Annotated in this window: 13 protein-coding genes; 8 read left to right on the forward strand and 5 right to left on the reverse strand. The window is 64.8% G+C overall.

The genetic code is table 11. The features are described 5' to 3' along the window. Positions 1–94: 94 nt before the first annotated feature. From LB568_RS30155 to LB568_RS30175, 5 genes are all read right to left on the reverse strand, one after another. Entirely contained in the window at positions 95–2,167 is a 2,073-nt protein-coding gene (locus tag LB568_RS30155; protein ID WP_224732063.1) for a 3-hydroxyacyl-CoA dehydrogenase NAD-binding domain-containing protein, read from the reverse strand. Between the two features lie 125 nt (positions 2,168–2,292). Then, the gene (locus tag LB568_RS30160; RefSeq protein ID WP_140572953.1) at positions 2,293–3,240 is read right to left on the reverse strand and encodes an ABC transporter permease; all 948 of its coding nucleotides are present in this window, start codon (positions 3,238–3,240) and stop codon (positions 2,293–2,295) included. Between the two features lie 3 nt (positions 3,241–3,243). Beyond that, positions 3,244–4,224, reverse strand: coding sequence for an ABC transporter permease (locus LB568_RS30165; protein ID WP_181176872.1), 981 nt, complete (start codon positions 4,222–4,224; stop codon positions 3,244–3,246). Between the two features lies 1 nt (position 4,225). After that, positions 4,226–5,695: a sugar ABC transporter ATP-binding protein gene (locus LB568_RS30170; RefSeq protein WP_224732064.1), complete on the reverse strand. Its 1,470-nt coding sequence runs from the start codon at positions 5,693–5,695 to the stop codon at positions 4,226–4,228. Positions 5,696–5,738: 43 nt separating this feature from the next. Beyond that, the gene (locus LB568_RS30175) at positions 5,739–6,752 is read right to left on the reverse strand and encodes an ABC transporter substrate-binding protein (RefSeq protein ID WP_013892327.1); all 1,014 of its coding nucleotides are present in this window, start codon (positions 6,750–6,752) and stop codon (positions 5,739–5,741) included. A gap of 209 nt (positions 6,753–6,961) precedes the next feature. Between LB568_RS30175 and LB568_RS30180 the strand changes: the two genes are divergently transcribed. From LB568_RS30180 to LB568_RS30215, 8 genes are all read left to right on the forward strand, one after another. After that, complete coding sequence (locus LB568_RS30180) at positions 6,962–9,379, forward strand: glucan 1,4-alpha-glucosidase (RefSeq protein ID WP_224732065.1); 2,418 nt, start codon at positions 6,962–6,964, stop codon at positions 9,377–9,379. Positions 9,380–9,427: 48 nt separating this feature from the next. Continuing rightward, a complete protein-coding gene (gene gnd / locus LB568_RS30185; protein ID WP_224732066.1) occupies positions 9,428–10,444 on the forward strand; it encodes a phosphogluconate dehydrogenase (NAD(+)-dependent, decarboxylating) in 1,017 nt (338 codons plus the stop codon). A gap of 22 nt (positions 10,445–10,466) precedes the next feature. Further along, complete coding sequence (gene zwf, locus LB568_RS30190; RefSeq protein WP_224732067.1) at positions 10,467–11,843, forward strand: glucose-6-phosphate dehydrogenase; 1,377 nt, start codon at positions 10,467–10,469, stop codon at positions 11,841–11,843. Between the two features lie 14 nt (positions 11,844–11,857). Next, positions 11,858–12,556, forward strand: a complete 699-nt coding sequence (locus LB568_RS30195; RefSeq protein WP_140572947.1) for an ROK family protein — start codon at positions 11,858–11,860, stop codon at positions 12,554–12,556. 212 nt (positions 12,557–12,768) lie between these two features. Beyond that, positions 12,769–13,233, forward strand: a complete 465-nt coding sequence (locus tag LB568_RS30200) for a MucR family transcriptional regulator (protein WP_140572946.1) — start codon at positions 12,769–12,771, stop codon at positions 13,231–13,233. 121 nt (positions 13,234–13,354) lie between these two features. Continuing rightward, positions 13,355–14,221 (forward strand): pyridoxal phosphate-dependent aminotransferase, encoded by an 867-nt coding sequence (locus LB568_RS30205; RefSeq protein ID WP_224732068.1) that lies wholly within the window; start codon positions 13,355–13,357, stop codon positions 14,219–14,221. Next, positions 14,170–14,454, forward strand: a complete 285-nt coding sequence (locus LB568_RS30210) for a hypothetical protein (protein ID WP_224732069.1) — start codon at positions 14,170–14,172, stop codon at positions 14,452–14,454. Before LB568_RS30205 ends, LB568_RS30210 begins: the two co-directional genes overlap by 52 nt. Positions 14,455–14,612: 158 nt before the next feature. After that, a complete protein-coding gene (locus LB568_RS30215; protein ID WP_224732070.1) occupies positions 14,613–15,851 on the forward strand; it encodes an MFS transporter in 1,239 nt (412 codons plus the stop codon).

The raw sequence follows: 15,851 nt of genomic DNA on the forward strand, positions 1-15,851 counted from the left end.
TGGCAAGAATGCGCCAAGCGCATTTACGCTTCGACCAATACCCGTGAGATCAGGGCAGTCGCGCGGACGAAATCGCTCATCGACCGCCGTGTGATCAGCCCGTCGCGCCGGCCTCCCAGGAACCGGTCTCGGCCATCGCTTTAAACCGCGGGGCCGGCTTGAACACATCCTTGCCGGTGCGTTGGCGCCAATACTCGAGCCGCTCGACGATCCTGGCCGGCCCTTCGAGACCGGCCCAGAACATCGGGCCGCCCTTGCCGATTGGAAAACCGTAGCCATTGACCCAGACGACATCGATGTCGGATGCACGGGCGGCTATGCCTTCCTCAAGAATCTTCGCGCCCTCGTTGACCAACGGATAAAGCGTGCGCTCGATGATTTCGTCCGCACCGATCGCGCGCGGTTCGATGCCGCGCTCGGCCGCCTTGTCGCGGATCAGCGCCTCCACCTCGGGATCGGGAATGCCCGACCGCGCGCCGGCCTCGTAGAGATAGAAGCCTCGGCCGGTCTTTTGGCCGAAGCGCCCTTGCTCGCACAGCGTGTCGGCGATGACGGCCGTCTGGCCGCGCGCCTTGCGGTTGCGCCAGCCAATGTCGAGGCCGGCGAGATCGCCCATCTGGAACGGCCCCATCGGCCAGCCGAAATCGGTGAAGGCCTTGTCGATCTGGCTGGGTGTCGCACCCTCCAGGAGAAGCGCTTCCGACTCCGAACCCCGTGCCGCCAGCATGCGGTTGCCGACGAAGCCGTGGCAGACGCCGACGACGACGGCTACCTTGCCGATCCGCCGCGCCAGATCGACGACGGTCGCCAGCGCATCCGGCGCGGTCTTGTCGGCCCGCACGACCTCCAGCAGTTTCATGACGTTGGCCGGCGAGAAGAAGTGCAGGCCGACAACGTCCTGCGGCCGCGAGATCGAGGCGGCGATTTCGTCGATGTCGAGATAGGAGGTGTTGGTGGCGAGGATGGCGCCTGGCCGGGCCACCGCATCGACCTTGCCGAACACCTCCTTCTTCACCGCCATGTCCTCGAACACCGCCTCGACGATCAGATCGCAGTCTGCGAGGTCGGCATAGTCGGTGGAGCCCTTGAAGTGGGCGAGCCGCTGACGCTTGGCGTCCTCGGCCAGGGAGCCGCGTGAAACGGAGGCGGCATAGTTCTTCTCGATCGTAGCCAGCCCGCGTTGCAGCGCTTCCTCGCTGGTCTCCAGCAAGGTGACGGAAAAACCGCCATTGGCGAAGGCCATGGCGATGCCGCCGCCCATCGTGCCGGCGCCGATGACGCCGACGCGCGCGAGCCTGCGCTTGGGCGTGTTCTTGCCGGGAACCTTTGCCGCCTCACGTTCGGCGAAGAACAGGTGCCGCTGCGCGCGCGACTGATCGCTGGCGACCAGTCCAGCGAATAGCGCCCGTTCCGCCGCCAGCGCTTCGTCGAAGGGCAGCGTGATCGCATTGCGCACCGCTTGCGCACAGGCGATCGGCGCCTCCAGGCCCCGCGCCTTCCTGGCAAGATCCGCCGCTTCGGCATCGAAGGCCGCCAGGTCGGTTTCCTTGAGGCGGTCATCGCGATCACGCGCCGGCGTAAAGGGACCACCCTTGCGGGCCAACTCCCTGGCAAAGTTCACGGCATGTGTGCTCAGATCGCCTTCGAAGACGGCATCGACGAGACCGGCTCCGTGCGCTTCCTCCGCACCGATCGGCGTGCCCGAGACGATCATCTTCAAGGCCTTCACCGGGCCGACCAGGCGCGGCAGCCGCACCGTGCCACCGCCACCCGGCAAGAGGCCGAGCTTCACTTCGGGAAGGCCAAGCTTGGCGTGCGCATCGGCCACACGGAAATGGCAGCCGAGCGCCAGTTCCAGGCCACCGCCGAGCGCGGTGCCGTGGATGGCGGCAACGGTCGGCTTGGCGATGGTTTCCAGCATGGCCACGATAGCGCGCAGCTCCGGCGGCTGCATCGGCTTGCCGAACTCCGTGATATCGGCGCCGGCGACGAACGTCCGGCCGGCGCAGGCGATGACGATTGCCGCGACCGAAGCATCGTCGCGCAAGGCAACCAGCGCCTGCATCAGCGGTTCGCGGACATGAAAACTCAGCGCGTTGACCGGCGGATTGTCGATGGTGACGACTGCGACATCATTGTCCCTGGTAACGCTGACAAAATTGGACAAGCTGAACCTCCCGAGACCGGCTGCGATCGGGAGGGTTTACTAGGCCGCGCCGCGAATGGGAACCGCGCGTCGCACTGGCACAATGCTTGTCCGGAAGGGCTATAACGCGGCGAAGGCGCGAAATACTACCGAACCGCCCTCTCCCCACCCGCCGCCGTGATCACGCCAACGATAATCAGCCCCGTCAGCAGCAGCCGCACGCCGGCACTGACCCCAAAGGTGTTGAGCATGGTCAACAGAAGTACCAAAAACAGCGCCGCGCCCCAGACGCCCGGCACGTTGGCCTTGCCGCCGGCGACCGACGTGCCGCCGATGACCACCACTGCGATCGAGGCCAGCAGATATTCGTTGCCGATATCGACATTGGCGCCGCGGAAATAACCGGCGAGCAGCGCGCCGTCGATGCCGCCAAGCGCTCCCGACAGCGTGTAGGTGAGAAAGCGGATGCGGCCGACATTGACGCCGGCGAGCCAGGCGGCGCGGATGTTCTGGCCGATCGCCAGCACCGAGCGGCCATAGATCATGCGCTGCAGCGCAATGGCCGCACCGATGGTGAACAGCACGGTGAGGATCGCCAGCACCGGAACGCCCAGGATCTGCCAGTTGGCGAAATTGGCGAAGCCCGGCGGCGGCTTGATCTGCAGCCCGCGCCCATAGCTGATGTCGATCGACTGGATGATGAAACTCGCCGACAGCGTGGCGATGATCGGTGGAATGCGCAGCGCCCAGATCAGCAGGTAGTTGGCCGCGCCGATCGCCGCCCCGCAGGCGAGCGCCGCCAGCAGCCCGACCACGATCATGGAATCACTGCCGCCCATCACCTTCATGGCGACCGCGCTGGCAAGACCGATATTGGCCGGCAGCGACAGGTCGACATTGCCCGGGCCGAGCGTGATGACGAACATCTGGCCGACACCGACGATGACGGTGAACACGGCGAGCGACAGTGCCGCCGTGACCATGCCGCCACCGCCGTAGCCGCCGGTGAAGGCGATCGTCGCCAGCCACACCACGAGCGCGCCGACGAACGACCATATCCACGGTTTGCCGGCCAGCGATTTCACCAGCGTCATCGCTTACCTCTCTTTGCGGCTGATCAGCACCCGCGCCGCCAGCACGATGATGAGGATGGCGCCGTTGGCCGCCACCTGCCAGTCGGGCGGAATGTGCATGAAGGTGAGCAACGGCGAAGCGGCCAGCGCCAGCGTCAGCGCGCCGATCACCGCGCCGATCGGAGACACCCGGCCGCCGACGAATTCGCCGCCGCCGAGGATGACGCCGGCGATCGCCAGCAGCGTGTAGCCATTGCCGATATTGGCATCGGCCGAGGTGGTGATGCCGATCAGCGCCATGCCGGACAGCACGCCGAACAGGCCGGCCAGCGCGAACAGCACGATCTTGGTCTTGAGCAGCGACCAGCCGGCGCGCTTGAGCGCAGCCGGATTGCCGCCGGAGCCGCGCAGGATCACGCCATAGGAGGTCCGCATCAGGCCGAAATGGACGATGAGCCCGATCAGCAGTGCCGCGATGATCGGAAACGGCACCAACGGCGGCTTGAACGACATGATCGCCAGCAGCCAGTCCGGCGCCTTGCCGCCCGGCTTGGGCAGCACGAGAATGGCCAGCCCTTGCCAGACGAAGCTCATGCCGAGCGTCACCACGATCGACGGCAGGTTGCGCAGATGGATCAGCGCCCCGAGCAGCGCATAGATGCAGATCGAGCCGAGCAGTATGGCGACGCCGATCAGCGGCGCGTCCTTCAGCCAGGTCGCGGTGACGCAGCCGACGAAACCGACGAAGGTGCCGATCGACAGGTCGAGTTCGTTGCCCGCGATGACGAACATCTGCGCGATCGTCGCCAGCGCGATCGGGATCGCCAGGTTCAGCATCAGGCTGAACCCGAAATAGCTGATGGCGCGCGGGTTGAGCCAGGCGATGGCGATGAGCACCAGCGCCAGCGACAGCGCCGGCAGCAACCCGCGCAGCAGGCGCGCGCGTGCCGCGCTGCCGCGCGCCGCGGACGCCTTGAGACCGTTTTCGAGTGTTGCCGCCGTCATCTCAGGCCGCATCGCCGAAGGATGACTGGATGATCTTCTCTTCGGTCAGCTCGTCGCGGCGCAGATTGGCGACGATGCGGCCGTTCTTGAAGACGTAGATGTGATCGCAATTGTCGAGCTCTTCGGTTTCGGTCGTGTACCAGAGAAAGGTGCGGCCGCGGCCGGCCTCTTCGCGCACGAGGTCGTAGACTTCGAGCTTGGTGCCGATGTCGACGCCGCGCATCGGATCATCCATCAGCACGATCTGTGCATCCGAGCCGAGCACGCGGGCAAACAGCGCCTTCTGCTGGTTGCCGCCCGACAGCGAAAAGATGTTGTTGTTCATGTCGGGCGTGCGAATGCCGATCTTCTTTTGCCAGGACCGCGCCAGTTCGGCCTCGCGTTGCGGCGAAATCAAAAGTCCGTTGCGCAGGCGTGCCAGCGAGCCGATGCCGATGTTCTCAGCGATCGACCATTGTGGAAAGATGCCGTCCGACTGGCGGTCGCCGGCCACCAGCGCCACCGGCGCTGTCACCTCGATGCCCTTCCTGGCGCGTGAGGCCGCGCTGAAGATCGACAGCAGCAGGTCGGTCTGCCCGTGTCCGGCCAGCCCGGCAAGGCCGATGATTTCGCCGGCGCAGGCGACAAGGTCGGTGCCGTCCTTCTGCGCGGCGGGCCGCGCCCGCACCCGCAATGGTCTGGCGGCGGATTTGGCGGCAGCGGTTTGCGCCGCGATCTTGCGGCGCGCCTCCGCCCCGCCCATCACCGTCACCAGCCGGTCGCGATCGAAGGCATCCGCCGCGTCCGACGCCACCACCTTGCCGTCGCGCATCACCACGATGCGGTCGGCATTGCGCAGCACCTCGCCCAAGACGTGCGAGATCAGTATGCAGCTTTTGCCGCCGGCGACGAAACGGCGCACGAAGGCGAGCAGCTGGCCGGCCGTATGCGCGTCGAGCGAGGATGTCGGTTCGTCGAGGATGACGAGGTCGAGCCGGTCCTGGGTGACCGTGAAGGCACGGGCCACCTCGACCATCTGGCGCCGGCCGATCGACAGGTCGGCAACGATATCCGACGCCGAAATGCTATGGCCGGGAAAAATCTCGTCCAGCTTTGCGGAGATCAGCTCGGCCGCCTTGCGCCGCCAGCCGAAGCCGGAGAGCGAAGCGTGGTTGATGCGCGTATTCTCGGCGACGCTGAGATTGGGGCACAGCGACAGTTCCTGGAACACGCAGCGTATGCCGAGCTGCTGCGCGCGCGACACCGAGTAATTGTCCTCGACGGCGCCATGCACGCCGATCTTGCCGCTGTCGGGCGTCAACGTGCCCGCCACCATGTGCATGAGCGTCGATTTGCCCGCGCCATTGTGGCCGACCAGGCCGACGCACTCGCCGGGCCCGACATGGAAATCCACCCCGCCCAGCGCGCGAACGGCGCCGAATTGTTTTTCGGCGCCGTTCAGTCTGATGATGTCGGCGTTTCCTTCAGGCATGCTCAACGATATCCGCTTGCCGGCATGGATGCCAACGCCACATTCACTTGATGTTGGCTTTGATGGCCGCGATGGCTTCTTCCTGCGTGTATTCGTGGGTGGCGACGCCGCCCTCCTTGATCTTCGGCAGCGCGGCCTCGAAATCGTCCTGAGTGAAGGCGAGATAGGGCACCAGGAGATCGTGCGGAATATCCTTGCGGCCGTCGAGCACCTGCTGCGCCACCCAGAAAGCGAGCGTCGACACACCTGGCGCGATCGATGCCGACCAGGTCTGGTAGCCGTCCTTTTCCTTCTGTTCCTTCCACCACTTCAGCTCGTCCTGCCGGTTGCCCATGATGATGGTCGGGCGCGGCTTGTTGGCGGCGGCGAAGGCTTGCGCGGCACCATAGCCGTCACCGCCCTGGTCGACGATGCCGACGACATCGGGCAGCGACGGCAGGATGGTCGCCACCGCCTTCTGCGCCGTGGTCTGGTCCCAGTCGCCGGTCACCGAACCGACGATCTTGAACTCGGGATGAGCGGCGACGCCTTCGAGGATGCCGGCATGGATGGCATCGTCGATCGAAGTGCCGGCCAGGCCGCGGATTTCCAGAAGGTTCCCGCCCTTGGGCTGGAACTTCGCCATCTGCTCTACTTCCTGCTTGCCCATGTCCTTGAAGTCGACCACGACACGGTAGGCGCAAGGCTCGGTGACGATGCCGTCGAAGGAGACGACGACGATGCCGGCGTCGCAGGCCTGCTTGATGGCGCCGTTGAGCGCGTCGGGCGAAGCCGCGTTGATGACGATGGCGTCATAGCCCTGCAGGATCAGGTTCTGCACCTGGGCTGCCTGCGTCGGCACTTCCTTGTCGGCGGTGGTGAAGATGTCGGCCGCGCCGACCACCTTGTCGTCGACCGCCTTCTTGGTGACGATGCCATAGCTGTCGAGCATCGCCTGCCGCCATGAATTGCCGGCGTAGTTGTTGGAGAATGCGATCTTCTTGCCGCTGGTATCGGCGAGGGCCGTACCGGCGGTGAGCACCGCTGCGAGCGTGCCGAGGACAAATAGCTTCTTCATATCATACTCCTCCCGAGAGTTGCTGGTCTTGAGGGCTGTTGGTGACTATCGCGCTTGCGCACCTGTTTTTTATCTATTGTCAGACAAAAGTGCAGAAGGCCGGCGAGCTGTCAACTGCAATCAGCGACGGCGTGCCGATCAACTTGCGGTGCAATGATTGAAATGGCTCCGGGTCCTGTCTACGGAGTAGGTCAGGAGACCGAAACGGAATGCCAGTGACGCCAAAAAATGCCCCGGGCGCCCCGGGAATTCCGGCGCGCTGGACGTCAAGCGCCAAGAGTGGCGTCGGCACTTCGCTTTCGCCGACCGGCCAGATCTGGTTCACCATCAGCCACGGCATCCTCAACGAAGTCTACTATCCGCGGCTCGACAGCGCCTGCACCCGCGACCTCGGCCTGCTCGTCACCGGTCCCGACGGCTACTTCTCGGAAGAAAAGCGCGATGCCGCGCATACCATCGAGCCGTTCGAGGACGGCGTGCCGGCCTACAGGCTGGTCAACACCGCCACCGATGGCGCCTACCGCATCGAAAAGCGCATCCTTGCCGACCCGGCACGCGCCGCACTGCTGCAGGAAATTACCTTCACGCCGCTCAAGGGCACGGCTGGCGACTACCGCATCTACGCCTTGCTGGCGCCGCATCTGGTCAATGCCGGCATAGGCAACACCGCCTGGATCGGCGCCCACGACGGAAAATCCATGCTGTTCGCCTCAGGACGCGGCTCTTGTCTGGCATTGGCTTCGTCGCTGCCCTGGCGAGACTGTTCGGCTGGCTATGTCGGCTTCTCCGACGGCTGGCAGCAACTGACCCATGCCGGCAAGTTCGATCCAGCCTGCCAGCGCGCCGAGAACGGCAATGTCGCGCTGACCGGCGAGATCGGCTTCACATCGGCCAGGACAAGGGCCGTGCTGGCGCTGGGTTTTGGCGCGACACCGGATGAGGCCGCGGAAAACGCCTTCGCCAGCCTGAAGTGGGGCTTCGAGCCTGCCGCGAAATCCTACGTCCAGAACTGGCGCAAATGGCAGGCCGGGCTGCTGCCTCTGGATCGGCACGCGGCGTCCGGGGTCAACAGCTATCGAACCAGCACCGCTGTCCTGGCGACGCACCGCTCGATCACGGAGCCGGGCGCGGCGGTCGCCAGCCTGTCCATCCCCTGGGGCTTCGACAAAGGTGACGACGACCTCGGCGGCTACCATCTGGTCTGGCCCCGCGACCTTGTCGAGACGGCGGGCGGATTTCTCGCGGCAGGCGATGCCGCCTCGGCGCTGCAGATCCTCGACTATCTCGCCTCCATCCAGCAGCCGGACGGTCATTGGCCGCAGAACGCCTGGCTCGACGGATCCGCCTATTGGCCCGGCATCCAGATGGACGAATGCGCCTTTCCGCTGCTGCTGGCCGATGCCTTGCACCGCGCCGGGCACCTGCCGCGCACCAGGCTCGCCACCTTCCAGCCGATGATCGAGCGCGCCGCAACCTATGTCGTGCGCAATGGACCCGTGACTGGCGAGGACCGCTGGGAAGAGGACGCCGGCTACAGCCCGTTCACGCTCGCCGTCGAGATCGCCGCATTGCTTGCCGCCGCCGACCTGCTCGACGCCTGCGGCAAGGCGGACGCGGCAATTTATCTACGCGAGACCGCGGACGTCTGGAACGACCAGGTCGAGCGCTGGACCTATGTCACCGCCACGGCCACCTGCGAGGTCGCCGGCGTCGACGGCTACTATGTCCGCATCTCGCCGCCCGACAGCGCCGAGGCCGGCTCGCCGAAGGATGGCTTTGTCCCGATCAAGAACCGGCCACCTGGCGACACCGATCGGCCGGCGCAAGAGATCGTCAGCCCGGATGCGCTGGCGCTGGTCCGCTTTGGCCTCCGGGCCGCCGACGATCCGCGCATCGTCGACACCGTCAAGGTCATCGACGCGCAATTGCGCTGCGCATTGCCGCAAGGGCCGCTCTGGTACCGCTACAATGGCGACGGCTATGGCGAGCACGAGGACGGCTCGCCCTTCGACGGCACCGGCCAAGGCCGGCCGTGGCCGCTGCTCGCCGGTGAGCGCGCCCATTACGAACTGGCGGCGGGTCGCAAGGACAAGGCCGCCGGCTTGCTCGACACGCTGGAACGATCCGCCGGAACCTGCGGCCTGTTGCCGGAACAGGTCTGGGACGGCGTCGACATGCCCGAGCGCGAACTGTTGCGCGGCAGGCCATCGGGCAGCGCCATGCCGCTGGTCTGGGCCCATTCGGAGCACATCAAGCTGTTGCGCTCGCTGCGCGACGGCGCGGTCTTCGACATGCCGCCGCAAGGCGTGAAGCGCTACATCGAGGACAGGACCGTATCGCCGTTCAGGACATGGCGCTTCAACAACAAGATCCGTGCGCTGCCTGGGGGCAAGACGTTGCACGTCGAGCTGCTGGCTCCGGCCACGGTGCATTGGAGCATCGACAACTGGACGACCGTCCAGGACAGCAAGACCGAAGAGAATGCTTTCGGCATCCACCTTGTCGATCTGCCCGTCGCCGGCCTCCCCAGCGGAAGCACGCTGACCTTCACTTTTTTCTGGCCCGGGACCGGCGATTGGGAGAATGTCGACTTCTCCGTCACATCGGGCGAGCAGGATAGCCGCTAAAATCCTTCCTCGACAAACCCCAAATCTCCAGCAAACAGGGACGAAACCATGCAGATCGGAATGATGGGACTGGGCCGGATGGGCGCCAACATGGTCCGCCGCCTGATGCGCGACGGCCACGAATGCGTCGTCTACGACATCAACCCCGCCAGCGTCGCGGCCCTGGTCGGTGACGGCGCCCTGGGGGCGGCGTCGATGGCGGAATTCGTCGGCAAGCTCGCCAAGCCGCGCTGCGTCTGGCTGATGCTGCCGGCAGCCATCACCGGCAAGATCATCGATCAGGTCTCGGCCCTGATGGAGCCCGGCGACATCGTCATCGATGGCGGCAATTCCTACTATCACGACGCCGTCGACCAAGCCGCGAAGCTGGCCGCCAAGGGTATCCATCTCGTCGATGTCGGCACCAGCGGCGGTGTCTGGGGCCTGGAGCGTGGCTACTGCCTGATGATCGGCGGCCCCGACGTCGCCGTCCAGCACCTCGATTCGGTCTTTGCCACGCTGGCGCCGGGCGCCGATGCCGGCGCGCCTTCACCGGACAAGGCTGCCGGCACGGCACCGTTCGGTTACCTGCATTGCGGGCCGAGCGGCGCCGGCCACTTCGTCAAGATGGTGCACAACGGCATCGAATATGGCGTCATGGCCGCTTATGCAGAAGGCATGAACATCCTGAAATCGGCCAATGCCGGCAAGCGGCAGCGTACGGCCGACGCCGAGACCAGCCCGCTGGAAAATCCGCAATACTACCAGTTCGACATCGACCTTCCCCAGGTCGCCGAGGTCTGGCGCCATGGCAGCGTCATTGGCTCCTGGCTGCTCGATCTCACTGCCGGGGCGCTGAAGAGCGATCCCGGCCTGGCGCAGTTCGGCGGCCGGGTCTCGGATTCCGGCGAGGGCCGCTGGACGCTGAAGGCGGCGATCGACACCGGCGTGCCCGCCCCGGTGCTGTCCTCGGCGCTGTTCGACCGCTTCTCCTCGCAAGGCGAATCCGAGTTCTCCGACAAATTGTTGTCCGCCATGCGCTATGCCTTCGGCGGCCATGTCGAGAAGCCGAAGGCCGGCAAGTGACGGCGGCAGGGGAGACACAGGCATGAGCCACGAACGGTCCGACACACTGGTGCTCTTCGGGGCGACCGGCGACCTCGCCCACAAGAAGATATTTCCAGCGCTTTACCAGATGGTCGCCAAGGGTACACTCACCGAACCGGTGATCGGCGTGGCATTCGACGCCTGGGATTTGAAGCAGTTGCAGGCCCGCGCCCGCGACGGCATCGTCAACGCGCTCGGCAAGATCGACGAAAAAATCTTCGCCAAATTCGCCAATTTGCTGCGCTATGTCAGCGGCGACTACCGCGACGGCGCGACGTTCGAGAAGCTGAAGAGCGCGCTTGGCAGCGCCCAGCGGCCGCTGCACTACATGGCGGTGCCGCCGACCATGTTCGAGACGGTCGTGCAAGGGTTGGAGCAGTCGGGCACGGCACACGGCGCGCGGCTGATGGTGGAAAAACCCTTCGGCCACGATTTGCAGTCGGCGCGCTGGCTGAACCGGGTCCTGCACCTGGTGTTCGACGAACAGTCGATCTTCCGCATCGACCACTATCTCGGCAAGGAAGCGATCCAGAACCTGCTCTATTTCCGCTTCGCCAATTCGCTGCTCGAGCCGATCTGGAACCGCAACTACGTCGAAAGCGTGCAGATCACCATGGCCGAAGATTTCGGCGTCGAAGGGCGCGGTCGCTTCTATGACGACGTCGGCTGCATCAGGGACGTTATCGAGAACCATCTGCTCAACATCCTCTTGCTGCTGGCTATGGAGCCGCCCGTCGGCCGCTCGGCCGACGACCTGATCGACGAAAAAGTGCAGGTGCTACGGGCGATCAGGACGCTGACGAAGGACGATGTCGTGCGCGGCCAGTTCACCGGCTATCTGGCCGAGCCCGGCGTGGCGCCGAACTCGCCGGTCGAGAGTTTCGCGGCGGTGCGTTTCTTCGTCGACACCTGGCGCTGGCAGGACGTGCCGTTCTTCATCCGCGCCGGCAAGAACATGCCGGTGCATGTCACCGAGGTGGTGGTGCGGCTGAAGCGGCCGCCGCTCGACGTCTTCGACCCGATCAAGCCCGCCGACCAGAACTACGTGCGCTTCCGTATCGACCCGCAGGTGGTGATCGCCATCGGCGCGCAACGCAAGGCGCCTGGCGACGACATGGTCGGCGAGCAGGTGGAACTCACCGCGCTCGACGACAGCAAGGGCGATATGCCGCCTTACGAACGGCTGATCGGCGACGCCATGAACGGCAATGGCCAGCTCTTCACGCGCCAGGACGCGGCCGAGCTTGCCTGGCGCATCGTCGGCCCGGTGCTCGGCGACACCACCCCGCCGCACCTTTACGAGCCCAGGACATGGGGACCGGCGGACGCCATGGCCAACTTCGGTCCGCCAAATGGCTGGATCGACCCGGTAGCATGAGCGGAGGGGAAGCGATGGCGAAGGCGGCGAAGCAGACGGACACCGGCAAGATCGTGCTTTCGATCGATATCGGCGGCTCGCACATCAAGATCCTGACCAGCGCCGGCGAAGCGGAACGCCGGGCCGATTCCGGCCCGGACCTGACACCACGACAGATGATCGACATCGTGAAAAAGCTCGCCGAGGGCCTGTCCTACGACGTCATCTCGATGGGCTATCCAGGCCCGGTGCGTCACAACAAGCCGGTGCTCGACCCCATGAACCTCGGCAAGGGTTGGGCCGGCTTCGATTTCGACGCGCAGTTCGGCAAGCCGGTCAAGGTGGTCAATGATGCGCTCATGCAGGCCATCGGCAGCTATGAAGGCGGGCGCATGCTGTTCCTGGGCCTCGGCACCGGCCTTGGCGCGGCGATGGTCCTCGACAATGTCGGCCAGCCGATGGAACTCGCCCATCTTCCTTACAGGAAAGGCAGGAGCTTCGAAGACTATGTCGGCGAACGCGGCCTGGAAAAGCACGGCAAGAAGAAGTGGCGCAAATATGTGTTCGACGTCGTCGGCCGGCTCCGCGCCGCCTTGCAGCCCGACTATATCGTCATCGGCGGCGGCAATGTCGACAAGCTCGACGAGCTGCCCACCGACAGCAGGCGCGGCGACAACACACGCGCTTTCGAAGGCGGGTTTCGTCTGTGGCGAGACAAGGCCTTGATCGTCTGATATTATTACGTTTTAGTATAGTTGTTCAAAATCACGTGTGACGCCACGTCAGTCATTGCATTAAGCAGATTTGCCGACTAGGAGTTTCGCCGAACTACACTGCGGCGCGACCAAGGGGTCCGCGAAAGTCGCTTCAGCACTTAGAGTTTGCGCACTGTCCTTTCGAAAACGAGCCCGATTTTCGAGGCTGCGCGCCATAGACGGAGGAAAGATTGACCGACGATAGCAACGACGCGCGCAAAGACATCGACCTTCTCGAACTGACCGCCCATATTGTGTCCGCCTACGTCGAGAAGAACCGCTTGCCCGCCTCCGGCCTGGCCGACCTCATTGCCAGCGTCGCCACCTCGATCAGCGGCCTCGGCAAGCCGGCCGTTCCGGTGGCGGCACCCCTGGTCCCCGCGGTCAACCCCAAGAAGTCGGTGATGCCGGATTTCATCATCTGCCTCGAGGACGGCAAGAAGTTCAAATCGCTGAAGCGCCATCTCGGCGTGCATTTCGGCCTGAGCCCGGACGCCTATCGCGCCAAATGGGGTCTGCCGTCCGACTACCCGATGGTCGCCCCCAACTACGCCGCCTCGCGTTCGCTGCTGGCGAAGTCGATCGGCCTCGGCCGCAAGGCGGCCGTAGTGGCGCCCGTCAAGGGCAAGGCCCGGAAGGCCAAGGTTTCGGCCTGACCATTCAAAGCTGAGCCAAACGTTAGGACGACTGGAACAGAAGCCTGCCGGCGAATTCGCCTTGGCAGGCTTCGTGCTTTTGTGGCTTGGATAGACCAGACAGGATGATCTGGGGGAAGCCATGAACTACACCAGGATGGTGATCGAGAAAGAGGCGCCGGAGGAATACGGCTACGACCGTATCCGTTACAATCTCTCCGAAAGTTCGATTGCCGACCAGAAGCTCTCCGACATCGGCCTGTCGCTGCCCGACCTGACGCTCTTCTATGGCGAGCATCGCGGCGACAAGGAGTTGCGTGCGCTGATAGCGGCGCAGGACGCCGGTGTTTCGCCCGACGATGTGCTGGTCACCGCCGGCGCCGCCGGCGCGCTGTTCATCATCTCGACCGCGCTTCTGTCGGCGGACGATCACCTTGTCGTCGTCAGGCCCAACTATGCCACCAACATCGAAACCCCGAGGGCGATCGGCTGCGCCATCGGCTTTGTTGACCTCGCCTTCGACGACGGCTTTGCCATCGATGTCGAGGCCGTCAAGGCGGCGATGCGGCCGAACACGAAGCTGATCAGCGTCACCTGCCCGCACAATCCGACCGGCACGATGATGAGCCGCGCCGAACTCGACGCACTGGTGGCTTTGGCCGAAGCCAGCAACTGCCATTTGCTGGTCGACGAGACCTATCGCGATCTCTCCTATGGCAGACGGCTGCCTTCGGCGGCCTCGCTGAGCAGCAAGGCCATCAGCGTCTCGTCGCTGTCGAAAGCCTTCGGCATTCCCGGCATCCGTATTGGCTGGCTGATCACCAGGGATGCGGCCCTTCAGGAGATGTTCCTTGCCGCCAAGGAGCAGATCGGCATTTGCGCAGCGTCATCGACGAAGGCATCGCACGCGGCATGCTGGAGCGCCGGGACGCCTTCCTGGCGACGCTGCTGCCCGAAATGGCAGGGCGACGCGACATCGTCCAGGCCTGGATCGACCGCGAGCCGCTGATCGACTGGGTGCGGCCCGAAGGCGGTGTCGTCGGCTTCCCGCGCCTCAATGTCGAACCCGGCTTCGACCTCGACCGGTTCTATGTGAACCTGCTGGAAAACCACGGCACCTATGTCGGACCCGGTCACTGGTTCGAGATGCCGAAGCGCTTCTTTCGCGTTGGTTTCGGCTGGCCGACCGAGGCCGAGTTGAGGGGTGGACTCGATGCCATTTCGGCCGCGCTGCGACAATAACTTCCTTGTGCGATGGATCGACCAAGGCGAAAGTCCCTTGATCCAGGCCTGATTTTGACGCATATGCCCGCCGAACTTTGATAAGTTTCATTGATCGGAACAGCGCCCATCCGGGAAGTGCCCCGCCGGTCAATGTCATAGCAACGGGGCCTCACTCGATGACATCTCTGCAAACTTCCCCGGAGCAGCGTTACGCCGCCTTCCGGCACAAAGCCTTCCTCAGCTACTGGACGGCCCGTTTCCTCACCACCTTCGCCACCATGATCGTGTCCGTCGCCGTCGGCTGGCAGATCTATGATTTGACGCGCGATCCCTTCGACCTCGGCATTGTCGGCATCGTCCAGTTCCTGCCGTCGCTGCTGTTGGTGCTGGTCACCGGCGTCGTCGCGGATCGCTTCGGCCGCCGCCTGATCATGGCCCTGGCAACGGTGGTCGAGGCAAGCTGTGCGCTCGTTCTCCTGTACTTCACGCTGCGCGGTCTCGTCAGTCCGCTGCCGATCTTCGTCGTTCTGGCGCTGTTCGGCATGGCGCGCGCCTTTTACGGACCGGCCTCCTCGTCGCTGTTCGCCAATCTGGTGCCGCCGGAAGATTTCGGCAACGCGATTGCGTGGAACTCGTCCGCCTGGCAGACGGCGACGATCGTCGGCCCGGTCGCCGGCGGCCTGCTCTATGGCGTCTCGCCGGAAGCCGCCTACGCCGTCGCCTCCGCGCTGATGCTGGTGGCGGGCCTGCTGATCTTCACCATTCCCAAGCCCGCTCAGCAGACCGCAACCGACAAGCCGACGATGGAAACGCTGTTTGCCGGCTTCCGCTACATCTGGAGCGAGAAGATCGTGCTCGGCGCCATCTCGCTTGACCTCTTCGCCGTGCTCCTGTCCGGTGCCTCGGCGCTGCTGCCGGTCTATGCGCGCGATATTCTTGAACTCGGCCCCTGGGGCCTCGGCCTGTTGCGCTCGGCGCCCGGCATCGGCGCCATCTGCGTTGCGGTCTGGCTGGCCGGGCACCCGCTTCGCGACAACGCCGGCAAGATCATGCTCGGCTTCGTCGCCGCATTCGGCGCCTGCACCGTGCTGTTCGGCCTGTCGACCATCACCTGGCTGTCCATCGTCGCCCTTGCCTTGCTGGGCGCCACCGACATGTTCAGCGTCTACATCAGGGAAACGCTGATCCAGTTGTGGACGCCGGACGAGGTGCGCGGCCGCGTCAACGCCGTCAACCAGGTCTTCGTCGGCGCCTCCAACGAGGTCGGCGAATTCCGTGCCGGCACCATGGCGGCATTGATCGGCACGGTTCCGGCGGTAGTGATCGGCGGCGTCGGCGCCATCGCGGTTGCCGGCCTGTGGGCCTGGCTGTTTCCGGCGCTGCGGCGGGTGCGGCATCTCAACGGACGAAATTGA

Origin of the sequence: Mesorhizobium sp. B263B2A (assembly GCF_020165775.1) — a bacterium.
GTDB classification, from domain to species: domain Bacteria; phylum Pseudomonadota; class Alphaproteobacteria; order Rhizobiales; family Rhizobiaceae; genus Mesorhizobium; species Mesorhizobium opportunistum.